General features: G+C 48.4%; 13 protein-coding genes. 3 read left to right on the plus strand and 10 right to left on the minus strand.

Annotated features, from left to right (window positions below):
* Positions 1–165: 165 nt before the first annotated feature.
* From VN24_RS23325 to VN24_RS23335, 3 genes are all read right to left on the minus strand, one after another.
* Entirely contained in the window at positions 166–1095 is a 930-nt protein-coding gene (locus VN24_RS23325) for a glycine-rich domain-containing protein (RefSeq protein WP_045673624.1), read from the minus strand.
* A 241-nt stretch (positions 1096–1336) separates the two neighbouring features.
* Positions 1337–1705 carry an iron chaperone gene (locus tag VN24_RS23330; RefSeq protein WP_045672377.1) on the minus strand — a complete coding sequence of 123 codons (369 nt, stop codon included), beginning with the start codon at positions 1703–1705 and terminating at the stop codon, positions 1337–1339.
* Positions 1706–1779: 74 nt separating this feature from the next.
* On the minus strand, positions 1780–2655 hold the full coding sequence (locus tag VN24_RS23335) for a radical SAM/SPASM domain-containing protein (protein ID WP_045673625.1): 876 nt from the start codon (positions 2653–2655) through the stop codon (positions 1780–1782).
* Between the two features lie 182 nt (positions 2656–2837).
* Between VN24_RS23335 and VN24_RS23340 the strand changes: the two genes are divergently transcribed.
* Positions 2838–3254, plus strand: coding sequence for a GNAT family N-acetyltransferase (locus VN24_RS23340; RefSeq protein ID WP_045672378.1), 417 nt, complete (start codon positions 2838–2840; stop codon positions 3252–3254).
* A gap of 140 nt (positions 3255–3394) precedes the next feature.
* Here the strand turns inward: VN24_RS23340 and VN24_RS23345 are convergent, their stop codons facing one another.
* Positions 3395–4267, minus strand: a complete 873-nt coding sequence (locus tag VN24_RS23345; RefSeq protein WP_045672379.1) for a LysR family transcriptional regulator — start codon at positions 4265–4267, stop codon at positions 3395–3397.
* Between the two features lie 125 nt (positions 4268–4392).
* Between VN24_RS23345 and VN24_RS23350 the strand changes: the two genes are divergently transcribed.
* Positions 4393–5307, plus strand: coding sequence for a DMT family transporter (locus VN24_RS23350; RefSeq protein ID WP_045672380.1), 915 nt, complete (start codon positions 4393–4395; stop codon positions 5305–5307).
* 169 nt (positions 5308–5476) lie between these two features.
* Here VN24_RS23350 and VN24_RS23355 read toward each other — a convergent pair whose 3' ends face one another.
* The 6 genes from VN24_RS23355 to VN24_RS23380 all read right to left on the minus strand — a co-directional run bounded on the left by VN24_RS23355 (position 5477) and on the right by VN24_RS23380 (position 13850).
* Positions 5477–6508, minus strand: a complete 1032-nt coding sequence (locus VN24_RS23355) for a Cfr family 23S rRNA (adenine(2503)-C(8))-methyltransferase (RefSeq protein WP_045672381.1) — start codon at positions 6506–6508, stop codon at positions 5477–5479.
* 249 nt (positions 6509–6757) lie between these two features.
* On the minus strand, positions 6758–8242 hold the full coding sequence (locus VN24_RS23360) for an Lsa family ABC-F type ribosomal protection protein (protein ID WP_045672382.1): 1485 nt from the start codon (positions 8240–8242) through the stop codon (positions 6758–6760).
* A 408-nt stretch (positions 8243–8650) separates the two neighbouring features.
* On the minus strand, positions 8651–9232 hold the full coding sequence (locus VN24_RS23365) for a TetR/AcrR family transcriptional regulator (protein ID WP_045672383.1): 582 nt from the start codon (positions 9230–9232) through the stop codon (positions 8651–8653).
* Positions 9233–9378: 146 nt separating this feature from the next.
* Positions 9379–10200: an SDR family oxidoreductase gene (locus VN24_RS23370; RefSeq protein WP_045672384.1), complete on the minus strand. Its 822-nt coding sequence runs from the start codon at positions 10198–10200 to the stop codon at positions 9379–9381.
* 168 nt (positions 10201–10368) lie between these two features.
* Positions 10369–11931: a 23S rRNA (uracil(1939)-C(5))-methyltransferase RlmD gene (gene rlmD / locus VN24_RS23375; protein WP_082084093.1), complete on the minus strand. Its 1563-nt coding sequence runs from the start codon at positions 11929–11931 to the stop codon at positions 10369–10371.
* 182 nt (positions 11932–12113) lie between these two features.
* The gene (locus VN24_RS23380; RefSeq protein WP_052703111.1) at positions 12114–13850 is read right to left on the minus strand and encodes an AAA family ATPase; all 1737 of its coding nucleotides are present in this window, start codon (positions 13848–13850) and stop codon (positions 12114–12116) included.
* Between the two features lie 118 nt (positions 13851–13968).
* Between VN24_RS23380 and VN24_RS23385 the strand changes: the two genes are divergently transcribed.
* A complete protein-coding gene (locus VN24_RS23385; RefSeq protein WP_045672386.1) occupies positions 13969–14205 on the plus strand; it encodes a hypothetical protein in 237 nt (78 codons plus the stop codon).
* Positions 14206–14209: the final 4 nt, after the last annotated feature.

The following is a 14209-nucleotide window of genomic DNA, read 5'->3' on the forward strand; positions in this document are numbered from 1 at the left end:
TTGTACAGGCGAAGCGTGCTGCGATAAGCGCGTCGGATCCTGACGCTTGCGAGTTGAGCGGAACCCGCCGATGCTCTTCTAACGGTCATTTTTTGACGGCAGCAAAAAAACTCAAGCATTGTCTCAGCTTGAGTTTCACCAATACGTTCAAATTGTCTGCTTTCCTTATGATGAACATGACGAGCCGCACGATGAACTGCTGCATGACGAGGATGACCCATCGCTGCCGGAAGATGAACCCGAACCGGAATCGTGAGATTCGCTGCTGCACGAAGAATCGCGGGTACTTTTACCGCCGTCATCATTAAAGAGGTTCCAAAACAGGATTGTGTTAAGCACGTCGCTGCCGGAACTATCCGATGTATTAGAAGCTCCGGCACGACGGCGTTCCGACTTGCTGCGGTTTTGAGGACGATTTTTAGCGGTTCTAAATTGTTCTATGATCTGACTAACCGTATCGGCTGCTGCCGCCTCAAACTCGCGGATTAAATTCGTCTTGAAATAATTGTCGAGAAGAAAAGCGCGATCGCAAGACAAAACGCGATTCAAAAATTTGGGATCGAGCTTATGAACGTTAAACTTGCCGAGCAGCGTTATATTCTCGTCGAACACTTCAAAAATGGTGGAATAAACGAGCTCAAACAACGCCCGATCGTGTTTCCCGGGTTTTACCGCATTTCCGACATGCGGGGCATGATGAACCATGGAGCCAAGCAGATCCTCACAAAACGTTTGGTATTGCTGCGTGAACATAAGGGCGGCATGCCAAACCTCATCGACGGAGGAACTGTACATCCCTACCTTCTTCAACAAAATGTTCATACCAAGAAAACGTTTAAATTCAAACAGCAGCCACGAGTACGTTTTCTCGGACATCCCCGGATGCTCTGCGAACAGCCGGTCTTTCACATTTTCCCAGTAACTCTCGTGCTTGCGGAATACTTGTTCAAAACGGACCTCTATTTGCCGCAGAGATTCGGCTTCGCGAAACTTCAAGCCTTCAGGTGCGAAGGTCGAAAACGATTTGCCTGAACGGGTCCGAAACGACTTTGCGGGTACCGGCGATATTCCAAATAACCTTTTTAGCAATTTCATTGAAAAAATCTCCTTATTTCGGTTGTATCAGAGAAACCGCCAACTTTCGCTTATTATTGCTAAATGGGGCATAAGACGGGACCGCAGAAATCAGTCCTGTTTCATTGAAAGACTTTGCGTTGAAGTGTCGGCCTATGTATGACAACCGCCACTGCCAAGTCTTTCTTTATTATGATCCAGTACCGGGTCCCTTTAGGATAACGCTTAAAAAAGTTGGGCAACCATTGTGGTCATTCGGTTGTTACTTCTTCTTTTTCGATTTAGCTTTTTCCATGTTGCTTGCAACTCTGTATTTAACGATTCGGCTTATAATTTCATATGGCAGCGGCTTACCGGTGGGGAATTGTATTGTCCCTTTCGATTTGTGATATTCCTTTAACTCCTCTTTGAATTCTTCGATTCCGCTCGGAGTCGGATTTTTGAAAGCCGCAAAATGCACTAAATTTCCATGGAGCTCGAATGTAGGCATCTGGTAGCTGATCTTCTCCTTTGCACCCGGCGCCGACTCTTTGATGACTTGCCTTAACGTTTGAAGAATATCCTGAATCTCCGGAGAAAACGTTGCAATATATTCGTCAATCGACCCATAAGTGATTTTGTTGTCTTTCATGGGAACGATTCTCCTTTCATGGGACAGGCTTTCATTCCCATTATAGCAGGTTGATCGGGCTGTTCCCTCAACCATTACGCTCCAAACCGCTGGCGATACCCGCATCTTCTGCATAATTCCTCAACAGCCTCCCTGCGGGAAAATCCTTCGACGATATTATTCGCCCGCTCGCCATTCACAATGTCAGAAAACGATGTCTGATTAATATTGCCCAGATTGATTACCCCTTCCCCATCTAGACAGCATGGTACGACAGTCCCGTTCTCGAGAATTGCCGCCTGGCTGCGAAGTGCATGGCAAAAGCCTTTGCCTTCATCCTCGGGCGCTGTCAAACTAGGCCACTGGAATTCAACATCTTGGTTCAAATAGACGCGGCTTGCGATTCTCACTCCGCTGCCCGGCACTACCTTTTCTTCGATCTTGTAATCAAGGCCAAATTCTTTTTCCACGATTTCGAGAGTCTGGCGATTTCTGCTTTTTTGAAGGTTTGTTGTGTTGTTCTGCGTCAAATTCCATAGTCGAAATGAAAAAATGATATTATGCTCTTCCGCTTCACGGACGAACGAGAGGATTTCCCGTAAATATCCTTCGCGGTCGGTTGATCCCTCATGCCCGTCAAAGCTGTGGAGTGAAAAGTTCATCTGTCTGAGGGCCGGCTTCCCCAGCAATTTATGCCGATTTTTCGCGATCAGTGTTCCATTCGTTGTAATATTGACCTTAAAGCCTTTCTCGTGGCTGATATCCAGCAGCTCATCGATCTTGGGGTGAAGAAGCGGCTCCCCCTTGACGTGCAAATAAATATAATTGGTGAACGGTTTGATCTCATCCAACCTTTTCGAGAAGTCGTCCATCTTAATAAAACTTGCCTTGCGCTCCGTTGGCGGGCAAAAGGAACAGGCGAGATTGCAAATACTCGTAATTTCGATATAAACCTTTTTAAATGTTCTCAACATTTTTCCCCGTTCCAGATGTCTGTGATTGTATGATGTTCACTAAATCTTCTCCCATATAGTAACATAGGAGGCCTGTTACAGGTAACGGTATATTATAGACAAAGATAAGCTGCGAGAAGGAAACTTAATAATTCCATCGAATATTAATTGTAAATTTTTATATAGAAAGGGATTTGGATATGAATATTATCAGAGAGATGACGATTAACGATTACGAACAAATGATTGAATTGTGGAACGGCATTGAGGGGTTAGCGTTAAGTGATGCTGATTCCAAGGAAAACATTGATATGTATTTAAACAGAAACAAAGGATTAAGTTACGTATGTGAACATGACAGTAAAATTGTCGGGACGATATTGTGCGGGCATGATGGAAGACGAGGTTTCATTTACCATTTGGCTGTACATCCGGACTACAGAAAACAAAAAATTGGCAACAAACTCGTGCAAATAAGTTTAGAAAAATTAAACAGAGAAGGAATTGATAAGTGTCACATATTTGTGATTGAAGATAATAGGGTTGGAAATGGCTTTTGGACTTCGATTGGTTGGGAGAAAAGAAGCGGTTTTTTTGTGTATTCAAAAAACACCTAACACATCCATTTTATCCGATCCGTTAGCTGGTAAATACAAAGGAAGGGGCTAAAACTCATCCCCTTCCTTTCTCTCTTGCCTGTGCAAGTATCGATCCGGAGCGGTTTTATTTTACGAACGAAATGATCTTACCTACCTAATTACCTCATTAACAGTGAAAATGTTACCTCCAACAACTCGATAAACTTCTTCATAGCGCTTGTCATAAACATGTCCCTGCGATAAATGAAACAAACTTTTACTTTCCGGTATTTTTCCGGAATTGGGTAACAATGAAGAGCGCCTTCCTCCACCAGTTTTTTGACCGACGATTTTGGCTGCACAGAGACTCCCAAACCACACGATACGCCTTTAATGATGGCATCCAGACTTCCAAATTCCATGATATTGGTCGAAGTCACATTTTCCTCTTTTAGCCACTGCACCATTCTTTCCCGGTGAATGCAACGAGGCCCGAAAAACAGAAACGGCTTGTTCAACAGTTGACGAGGTTCGGCCTCAACAGGCTCGGAAATCAAGACCAACTCCTCTTCGAGAACTAGTATTTGCTGCAAATCGGGATGATTCACCGGATCGTTTATAAAAGCCGCGTCTAAATGGTAATTCAATACCTTGTTCATCAGATCGTTGGAATAACCCGAAATCAGCGAAAGCTTTACATCCGGATAACTTTTGAGATAAGGCTTAAGCAGATCGGGCAGATGGGCCGCTGCCGTCGAATCTGTCGCACCAAGCGTGAGCGGTCCATTGGGATGCTCTGAATATCGGGTTGATATGAAGGCCTCATCCAACTGGCTGAGAATCCGGTCGGCATAGACTGCCAGATTTTTTCCCGCAGAAGTTAAACTTATTCCCCGATTCAAGCGGTAAAAGAGCGGTATCTGCAGTTTTTCTTCAAGCTGCCTGATACGGGCTGTCACATTGGATTGCACATATCCTAGTTGAGCAGCCGCCTTCGTAATGCTCCCTTCCCGGACGACCGCCTGAAAAATTTTCAAATCTCCGCTTTCCAATCTCACCTGCTCCTTTCAAATTGATATCATTTTTTCTAATGCGAAGCATCTTTTTTGTTCATTTTACATGATGCCTCTCGTTCTGTAAAATTCAGGTTAAAGTCAATCGATGCGAGGGAAAATCAATGAAAAATTCAATGTTTGCCGTACTGATCCTGTTTAATACACTGGTTGCCGGTTTGAACTTTCCCATTGGAAAAATGGGCCTTGAATTTGCGTCTCCGTTGCTGTTATTGGGTCTTAGATTCATCGCCGCCGGACTGCTGATGCTGCCTTTTGTCGTAAAGAGACCCCATCCGCACGAACCGGTTCGCTGGCTGCAAATCGGCATGATCGGGCTATTTCAGTCGGCGCTTGTTTTGGGTTTCATTTACTTGAGCATGAAAACGATCCCGTCAAGCACCTCTTCCATTCTTAGCTCAACAAATCCGATTTGGTTTATCATCTTCAGTACCCTGTTTCTCGGGATTCATTACAGGACGGTTCAATGGACGGGTGCGGTCCTCGGGTTCATTGGGGTTGTGGTGACGACGCAAGGATTTTCTTTTCAGTTTCACATTGGTGCCTTGTTGGCGCTGTTTGCAGGTATGACATGGGCAATGGCCACTCTCCTGACCAGCCGCTGGGGAAAGCATTTCGATACTTTGGTGATGACGACCTACCAAATGCTCATCGGAGGTGCGATCCTTCTGATCGCAAGCGTCTTTTTTGAACAACCATGGTTCGCACTTGACAAAACTCAATTGGCGAAAGAATTATTCGTTCTTGCATGGCTTGTGCTGATGAGCTCGATCGGCCAATTTGTCTCCTGGTTTTATATACTGAAAATAAGCGACCCCGGAAAAGCCAGCGCCTTCTTGTTCTTAGTTCCATTGTTTGGAGTGCTGTCAGGATGGTTGATATTGGGGGAAGAACTCCATTGGTATGTGTGGGCGGGTGCAGCGAGCATCGGGTTCGGCATTTATTTGATCAATAAGCCCCGGCAGACTCCCGTCTCTTCTATTTCTGCCGATTTAACTGTCCTTCCGCACCAACAGTGAGCAGCACTCCACATGAGTAGACGGAGTATGCATTATGAAGGGAAATACGATAACTCCCCACAAAGCCTACGCCGCAAATCAAAACGGCTGCCCTCTTCATGGCAGCCGTTTCTCTTTCCAGTCGGAGACCCGCTGCGTCCGGCGTAATCAAGTTAGTTTCCGAAATCGACTATTCGGTTCGGTATAACTGACCGCATGCCGCATTAATGTCCGATCCGAATTGAGTTCGGACCGTAACGTTCACACCATTTATCTTCAACGTCCGAACGAACGTTTTGACCCTATCGGGGTCAGACGGCAAGTAGCTTTGAGGCGTCACTTCTGTCGAATTGTAGGGAATTAGGTTCACGTGGTAGAGATGTTCCCAAGATCCCCTTCCCCTCAACAGAGCGGCAACCGCTTTCGCATGCTCCGTCGAGTCGTTGAACCCTCGAAGAAGAATATACGCGATATACACCTTTCTCCCCGTATGCCGGATATGGCAATCCAATGCATTCAGCACGTCGCGGAGCGGAAACTTCTTATTGATCGGCATCAGTTCGCTCCGTTGATCATCGAATGGCGAATGCAGCGAGAAGGTTAGATTAATCTGCGGAAACTCCCGCGTCAACCTATCGATTCCCGGCAACAGGCCGATGGTGGAAATCGTAATTCTTCGATGTCCTAAACCGAAGAGATGAGGGTTGGTCAAAATCGCCAGCGCATCGAAAAGGTGCGGGTTGGCGAGCGCCTCCCCCATGCCCATGAAGGACACGCTGTCCAAGGCGTGGCCGTTCATGTGAAAGTGAAGCAATTGGTCGGTAATTTCGTCGGCGGTCAGATTTCGTTTCAAGCCGATGGTACCAGTGGCGCAAAAGCGGCACCCGAACCCGCAGCCGCACTGAGTGGAAATACAATACGATTTCCACCCCCGTTCATAGGTAAGTCGTACGGCCTCTACGCGTTCGCCACCCCCGATGGCAAACAGCACCTTGCTGACCTGCTGCGATGTGAGTTCCTTTACTGGAATAACACTGGAGACGTGCGGACCCAGCGTCCGGGCCAACTCTTCCCGCAAAAATTTAGGCAGTATGGTGATCCGTTCGTATTCAGCAATTTTTTGTTTAAAAATAGCGTCCATAATTTGCTCATACCGGTACGCAGGCTGCTTGAAGTCGGACAAGATCTGCCCAATCGTTTCATATTTCGAGGTTGGTTTCATGTGTTCTCCTTACCGCCGGAGAAAATGCAAAAAAGCAACCGTCATCCGGCGCTTTAATGCGTCATTAACCAACTACGCAGGAAAAAACACGATGCGCTTGCGGACGTAATCGCTACGTGCATCTGTCGATAGATTGGTAAACCTCCGGCAACAGATTCGTTTTTTTGTGAACCGCTTCACCTAACAGGAACCGGTTCACATAATCATCTACAACCTCAATGTCCATCGCTTTCATCCTCCTAGAGTGGGTTAAACTTTCAGTTCCACAATTTTTGTTGCGATATGTTTGCAAAACTCGCTGTCGTGCTCTACAAAAAGGATAGTCGGCGAATGCTCCAGCAGCAGCTCTTCGATTTGCATCCTGGAAATGACGTCGACAAAATTGAGCGGTTCGTCCCAAACATGCAAATGAGCGCGTTCGCAGAGGCTTTTCGCGATCAGAACCTTCTTCTTCTGACCGCCGCTAAAAGAAGCGATGTCCTTTTCGAATTGCAAGCGCGAAAAATCGAGTTTTCTCAAAATCGCTTTGAACAAGCTTTCGTCAATCCCGCTGGATCTGGCGAATTCCGTCAAATTGCCCCGCAACTGCGAGGTGTCTTGTGAAACGTAGGAAATTTTCATCTGGCTCCCTCTTCGAAACGTGCCGGAATAAGGAATTTCCTCGCCGCAAATCAATTTGAGCAAGCTGGATTTGCCTGAGCCGTTCGGACCGGAGAGTACGATGCGGTCCCCTTGCTCGACAGTAAAGCTGATGTCGCGGCAAACGTTTTTCTCGCCATAATGAATCGAAACGCGGTCAAGCTCGAGCAATTGGTGTTTATGATAAGTCATCTGCGATATTTTCAGGCTTTCCGAGCTGTCGACGTTTTTTAGAAGCTGGGATCTTTCCTCGATCGCGGATTGCTGTCTTTGCTCGATCGACTTGGACCGCTTCATCATTTTGGCGGCCTTGTGACCGATGTACCCTTTGTCGACCTTTGAGCCGGAGTTACGGGTGCCGTTTTTCGTTTTTTCCACTTCGTTCGACCAGTTGCTCGTTCGCTTGGCCGCTTCGGACAGCCGCTTAATGTCCTTCCTCAGCTTATCGTTCTCGGCCAGTTCGAAATTGTCCTGTCGCTGTTTATTCTCCCACCAGTCTGAAAAATTTCCTTTCTGGATTTCGATATTGGTCTTGTTGATCGAAAGAACGTGGTCCACGCAGTTGTCGAGAAACGCCCGGTCGTGCGACACCAAGATAAACCCGCTCTTGTCGTTCAAATAATCGCTGACCAGCTTCCGGGCATGCAGGTCCAGATGGTTGGTCGGCTCGTCAATGAGCAAAAATCGGTCTTCCTTCAAAAACAGGGCCGCCAGCAGCACCTTCGTTTGTTCTCCGCTCGACAATGATTCGAACGGTCGGTACAACACATCTTCTGACAACTTCAGCAGCGAAAACTCGCGCATGAGTTGCCAGTGCTCATAGTCCGGATAGATGTCGGCGACCACATCGAATGTATGGTTCTCCTTGTGCTTGACGTGGAACGGGAAATACTCGAAACTGACGTTAGAGGAAATCGTTCCGCTGTATTCATACCTGCCGAGCAGCAGATTGAGAAACGTAGTCTTGCCCCGGCCGTTCCTCCCCGTAAAGCCCAATTTCCAGTTGGTATCGATTTGTAAACTTACATGTTCAAAAATGTTGTCGTAACTGCCGTCATAGGCAAACGTCAGGTTCGTTACCTTGATCAATGACATGTGTCGGCAACCTCCTTTGTCAAAATAAAAAAGAGCTACAAGAAAGTTACCTTTCTTGTAGCTCAAAAAATACGGCACATCCAACCCGGTGCAGGGTATGAAAAGGATATATTTTTTGAGTGAAAAGAATAAGGTAACTTTCTTGCCAATAAAGAATAAAACAAATGCTGCTTTATTCTTTAAAAAAGTGGCAAGAAATATTACATTATCCTCTTCAACTCCAATCGTTAAGTGTCAGCACGATCTTAACATACCCGCTTCTACATTGCAACCGGTAATGGTGGACTCCCACGACTACATAAACGGAGAAGCGGGAACATCGTTTGGCGCATGATTATCTATCCGCATGCAGCGACTTTGCGAGTTACTTCACCCGTCGCCTGAACACGTACGGATCTAATACCTCCTCTAGCGAACACTGACGCTATTCCATGCGGCTTCGATAAGACGTTTGATTTCTTCGTCCGATAGCGTAAACTTGCCATGCAGATTTCCTTTTATTACGTATACGAAAGAGCCGTAATGCATTTGAGCCATGAGCGACGGATCCATTTCAATGAACAACTTCTCCTGAATCGCCTGCGCATACAGCTTTTCCAAAGGGCCGCACCATCCGCCATCATACGCCTCTTTTTTAACGTCGTCGTGAATGTACGGCGAGAAAGAATATTGTTCAATAAACCGAAATCCTTGCGGATATTGAAGGGACAATCGAATCAAATTCTCCCAAGCGCGCTCTATGCGGACTCGTATAGGTTCGTCGGTGTAAAAGCCGTAAAGCACTTTTTCTCCATTAAACTCGACGATCGCTTTGTATAGTTCATTAATAATCGATTCTTTGCTATCGAAATAGTGATAGATGTTTCCTGTTGAAACACCTGCTTCTTTGGCAATCAATGACATGGAAGTCGCCTGAAGCTCCTTCTCGATAATGAGGGACAATGTAGTCTCCAGAACCGCCTTCTGGACTTTATGATATTTATCGAACACCGTTGATTTCCTCCAATAAAAATGATACTTCGTCCCATAAAACGAATGTTCATTCATGATTTTAGGCATTGATTTTGGATTTGTCAACTAAAGAGGGCCCGATCGTTAGTGCGGTAATAAGATCCGTTCCAGACGCCCGAACTGCGTTACATATAATTCTTTGCGATTGTCTCCAAATATTCTTCGATCGGCACGGAGTTTCTAAGAGCCATTAGATCGTTGCCTGCTGCTCCGATGACGGTACGGAATTTCTTGCTTTCTCCCGTTGCCAAAGCGCTAATAGCATCAACGATTATCTGAGGATCATCCAAGAGTCCGCTGGTTTGAGAGGTATTCATTAAATTTTGCACTTTTGTCATCAGATCATCGTAATCTTTAATGTTTTCATCTCTGTTCCAAGTAATACTTTCCCTAAAATTATTTCCTGAAGAGCCGCCCTGCTCGATCAATCTAAGCTCGATATTCAACGGTTTCAGTTCATAATAAAGTCCTTCCGTCAACCCTTCCAAAGCGAATTTAGACATGTTGTAAAGCGATCCGAGCGGCACCGCTGTCGTGATCCCCATGAAGGAGCTCACATTGATAAACATGCCTCCGCCATTGGCTCTATAATGCGGTAAAAATTTTCGAATGACATTGATCGGCCCCCGAGTATTAACGGCGAACTGCCAATCGATCGCTTCCTCCTTGGCTAATTCCAACGCACCGTAAGTGCCCATACCTGCATTATTGACGACGACGTCAATCTTCCCGAAAGCGGCTATGGCTTGATCCACGGCAGTTTGAACCTGCTCCACTTTTGTGACGTCCAGTTTGAAAATGTTAATATTGTCATAAGCCGTAAGTTCCGTTTCTTTCTCGGGCGTACGCATGGTGGCCGCTACGTTCCAGCCCATTTGAGCAAAACGTATCGCCGTTAGTTTTCCCAATCCTGAACTTGTTCCCGTAATAAAGACTGATTTACTCATGCTAAAACCTCCAGTTTTAAATTGAACGTTCAATCTAATTTTTTAGAAAAAAATAAAGATCGAACGTTCATTCTAATTATATTTGATGTGCAATTTATCTGTCAAATGGAACTTCAAACCGGGCAAAAATGCGACATTTTCATGCATTTCTGCCCAAGAGCGTTGAACTCATTTTCGAACCATCAATATGACCGACTCCACATGTGAGGTATGCGGGAACATATCAACCGGCTGCACCCATTCGAGACGGTAGCCGCTGCCGAGCAGCACCTGGCAATCTTTGGCCAGGGTGGCCGGGTTGCACGATACGTAAACGAGCCGTGCCGGCAGGGCTTGCGTGAGAGCGTTCAGCAGCGGGCGGTCGCAACCCGTGCGCGGCGGGTCGACGACGACGACGTCTGGTCGGATGCCGCGCGAAACCCACTCGGGCAGCAGTTGCTCAGCACGGCCCTCAAAAAAGCGGGCGTTCTCGACCCCGCTCGAGCGCGCATTGTCACGAGCATCCTGCACCGCCTCGGGGATAATCTCGATGCCCCGCACCTCCCGGGCATGCGGAGCAAGCCACAAGCCAATTGTGCCTGTGCCGCAGTAAGCGTCGACGACCAGTTCCGAGCCGTTAAGCGAGGCGGCTTCCCGTACGGCGTTATACAGTTTCACGGTCTGCTCCGGATTGAGCTGGAAGAACGCGCGCGGGGATAATGAGAAGCGGACATCGCCAAGCGTTTCCTCCAGCCGGTCCTCTCCCCAGAGCACAACAGTCTTCTCACCGAAAATAAGCGGCGATTTGCCCTTATGGATATTTTGGGCGATTGTGGTGACCATAGGCAATGCTTCACGGATTCGCTGCACTAACCGCCTGGAATCCGGCAGTCGGTCGTTAGCGGTGATAAGTGTCAGCTGTACATTTCCCGAAGCTTGACCGACCCGGGCGACGACGGTACGGACAACCCCTTCGCAAGTACGCTCCTCGTAGACAGGGATCCGCAGCTCCGCTAAAATCGCCTTCACCTGATCGATTACGCGATTAACAACAGGGTGCTGAACGGCACAACCGCTTATATCAAGCAAGCGATGCGATCCTGTCGCATAAAGTCCCGTTATGATCTCCTCACCTTTACGCCCGACTTGCAGCTGAGCTTTGTTGCGGTATCCCCATGGGTCGCTCATCCCAAAAATCGGGCGCAGCGGCAGCTCTTGAAGACCGGCGTAGCGCTGAAACGATTCACGTACGATCTCCTCCTTCGCCTTCAGCTGCGCCGAATATGTCATATGCTGCAGCTGGCAGCCTCCGCACGATTCATAGACGGGACAGGGCGGCTTCTGGCGGTCGCGCGACCGCTTCTCCAGCTCGATAATTTCCGCGCTCAGGTAACTCGGCTCCACCTTTGTTATTTTTGCTTTAACGACTTCACCGGTCAGCGCTCCACCGATAAATACGGCCTTGCGCCTGTAGTAGCCGACTCCTTCACCGTTTATACCAATCCGTTTGATCGTTATAATAATCCGGTCTCCCACTCGAACTTCCTCGGCTGAGGTTGCTGTTCCCGGTTGACCGGCTGGCTTCCGGGTCGTATTCTTCGGCTTATTGGCCTCGTGCGGTTTGTTCCCTTTGTGGGATTGAGCCGCCTTGTTCCCTGCCGAATTGACTGCTCCCGCTGCATTGTAACGCTTGTCCGGTCCGCTATTAGGCTTACGTTCCCGTTGCTGCGGCTTATTCACATCCTGCGCCATGTTTTGCTCGCTCCGTTTCCACTATAATTACTTCCACTATACCATAGTAGAATAGTTATCCCAATCGATAAGGATGACGATAAAAAACGAGGCAGCGCCGCAATGGCCTGCCCCGTTTATATTAAGCTTATGATTCCCATTCATTCATTAAGTGCTCTTCCGGGAAACAGCTTCGCTACAGTTTAGTCGGAATCCTCCGAATCATTTTCGGACTCTGCCGGCTGCTGTGCAGGAGCTGCCTGGGCATATGAATCGATAAATACACCGGGTTTTACTTCAGGAGGCTCAGGCCGGCTACGGCCATACAGCCGCATATAAATCTCCTCGATCTCTTCGCCGATCAGATCGCCCCGCTTCAGCAGCTCTTCCGCAATCGTATGAACGAAATCCGTATGTTCCAGTACAAGCGTCTTCACCTGAAGCATCTGGTCCTTCAGCAGCTCGTTGATCTTTGGCCGGAGCGCCTTGAGCGCATCGGGCCGCGAGCCTAACGCGAGCCAGCTGAACAGCTCATCGCCCATGCCGACCATACCAAGGTAGGCTCCGGCCAACTCAGTAGCCTGCTGCAGATCGGAGGTAACACCATTTAATTTTTTCCCGAGAAACTCTTCTTCCACCGCCCGGGCCGCCAGACAAACTTGGATCTCCGCCAAGATCTCGCTGTCGCTCCGGTTATACCGCTCATGCGTCGGTTTTGTTGCAGCTAGGCCGAGAGCTCCGCCGCGCCGGATGATCGTCACTTTCCAAACCCGGTCGTGAGGTTTCAACAGATACTGGACTACTGCATGGCCGGCTTCGTGGTAAGCGACATTGCGCTTCTCATCATCCTTCATGGAGCGGAGCGGCTGTTGGACACCCCACTCGTAAGTTTCCATAGCGGCCCGGAAGTCCTCGTAACTGGTTGCCTGAACGCCCCGCTGGTGGGCGATGACGACCGATTCGTTGACGATGTGCTTAATCTGTGCCGGACTGTAACCGATCGTGTCGAGCGCCGCACGCTCAGCAGTTAATGAAGAGTCACGCCGTACCTTCTGCAGGTAGTAGTCAAAGACATCTACCCGTCCGTCATAGTCTGGCCGATCGACCCAGAGCTGCCGATCGAAGCGTCCTGGACGAAGCAGCGCGGGGTCGAGCACGTCGGGCAGGTTGGTCGCTCCGACGGTAAGCACCGCCGGCCGTTCCGCTTTCTTGCGTCTCAGCCCGAGTGAACGAAGCAGCTTGACAAACCGGGAGTTGTCGATGTTCGGCGGGTCCATCTGCAGAAGCAGTTCGTTAAGCAGGCCCGCACCGCCCATGCCGAACATCCCTCCTCCGCCTTGACCGCCGCCGCTCATTCGGCTCATGCCGATCGCGTCGATCTCGTCGATAAAGATAATACAGGCTCCGTACACTTTCGCCAGCTTCCGGGCCTTCTTGTAAAGGCTCATCACCTTTAGGTTGCCGACGCCGAAGAACATGTTTTGAAAGCTTGGGGCCGAAGCGTAAGCAAAAGGCACCTGTGCTTCGTTTGCGATAACTTGGGCCAGATAGGACTTGCCGGTCCCGGGAGGCCCGCAGAGCAGCAACCCCCGGATCGCCTCGCCGCCCATCTCCTTGAACTCTTTGACACTCTTGAGCAGGGTGACAATCCGTTTAGCATTCTCAACGATTTCGGGGTTGCCCCTGTAATCGCTCCATGTAGCGCCGGTCTCCCCGGGCAAAATCCAGTATGTGCGTCCCCTAGCCAGAAACCAGAATAGGGCTGCGAATTGAATGATGATGAAAACTACGGCGAAGAGCAGCTGCATCAACAGGCTGACAATGCTCAACGCGATTCCCCAAGCTGTGGGCCCTCCTGCCCACAACAGCACGCCGATGATGACGAGGGCTGCTAGCCAGAGGAGGAATTTACGCCACTTTATCCATCGATATCTCCTCATGGCTTCACTTCCTTTTCGAACGGTTTGGATTATTCTATGAGTCGGTAACGTTAGAAATGCCTCGTATCCAAGCCGTCAAGCCGTAATGTATACGAGCAGGCCATGGCAGTCCTTTGTGATGAACCGTTGGGACATTGGAAAACATGCGTTTCTTAAGTATTATGAAACCATCTTGGAAGTTGATCAAGCCGTCTCCGGACTTGATATCCTTGCACAGTATCTGCATGTTTTATTGCATTGCAATGCGGACTTCTGTATTGCTTGCGATGTGCATGAACTGATTCTTGGACGGTATGTAGTCTCCTGGTCAAAAGAACTAATGGAAGGCGGATTCGGTCATCTGAACACCTCCTAAAGTT

The organism is Paenibacillus beijingensis (assembly GCF_000961095.1).
GTDB classification, from domain to species: Bacteria; Bacillota; Bacilli; order Paenibacillales; family Paenibacillaceae; genus Paenibacillus_O; species Paenibacillus_O beijingensis.

Bases quoted from the DNA above. Each gene is read 5' to 3' on its own strand.
- VN24_RS23325 (WP_045673624.1), bottom strand. From the start codon at position 1,095: ATGAAATTGCTAAAAAGGTTATTTGGAATATCGCCGGTACCCGCAAAG.
- VN24_RS23330 (WP_045672377.1), bottom strand. From the start codon at position 1,705: ATGAAAGACAACAAAATCACTTATGGGTCGATTGACGAATATATTGCA.
- VN24_RS23340 (WP_045672378.1), top strand. From the start codon at position 2,838: ATGAATATTATCAGAGAGATGACGATTAACGATTACGAACAAATGATT.
- VN24_RS23350 (WP_045672380.1), top strand. From the start codon at position 4,393: ATGAAAAATTCAATGTTTGCCGTACTGATCCTGTTTAATACACTGGTT.
- VN24_RS23355 (WP_045672381.1), bottom strand. From the start codon at position 6,508: ATGAAACCAACCTCGAAATATGAAACGATTGGGCAGATCTTGTCCGAC.
- VN24_RS23360 (WP_045672382.1), bottom strand. From the start codon at position 8,242: ATGTCATTGATCAAGGTAACGAACCTGACGTTTGCCTATGACGGCAGT.
- VN24_RS23370 (WP_045672384.1), bottom strand. From the start codon at position 10,200: ATGAGTAAATCAGTCTTTATTACGGGAACAAGTTCAGGATTGGGAAAA.
- rlmD (WP_082084093.1), bottom strand. From the start codon at position 11,931: ATGGCGCAGGATGTGAATAAGCCGCAGCAACGGGAACGTAAGCCTAAT.
- VN24_RS23380 (WP_052703111.1), bottom strand. From the start codon at position 13,850: ATGAGGAGATATCGATGGATAAAGTGGCGTAAATTCCTCCTCTGGCTA.
- VN24_RS23385 (WP_045672386.1), top strand. From the start codon at position 13,969: ATGAACCGTTGGGACATTGGAAAACATGCGTTTCTTAAGTATTATGAA.